We start from the raw sequence: 436 nt of genomic DNA on the forward strand, positions 1-436 counted from the left end.
TGCTGCTGCTGGCGGCAATCGGCCTTGCCATCACCTTCGGCGTCATGGGCGTCATCAACATGGCGCATGGCGAGATGGTCATGCTCGGCGCCTACACGACCTTCGTCGTCCAGCAGGTGATCCGCACCTCCTTTCCCGGCCTGTTCGACTGGTCGCTGGTCATTGCGCTGCCGCTCGCCTTCCTCGTTGCGGCCCTGGTTGGCCTGATCATCGAGCGCGGCGTCATCCGTTTCCTCTATGGCCGGCCGCTTGAAACGCTGCTGGCGACATGGGGCGTCTCGCTGATCCTGCAACAGGCCGTGCGCTCGATCTTCGGGCCGACCAACCAGGAGGTCGGCAACCCATCCTGGATGTCGGGCTCGTTCAATCTCGGCCAGTTGGCGGTCACCTGGAACCGGCTGTGGATCCTGGTTTTCGCGCTCGCTGTCTTCGGCAT

General features: G+C 63.8%; 1 pseudogene. It reads left to right on the forward strand.

The window, feature by feature from the left end:
* A pseudogene (locus tag EOD07_RS36930) lies at nucleotides 1–436 on the forward strand (urea ABC transporter permease subunit UrtB); the annotation flags it as partial.

It is taken from the genome of Mesorhizobium sp. M2C.T.Ca.TU.002.02.1.1 (assembly GCF_003997225.1).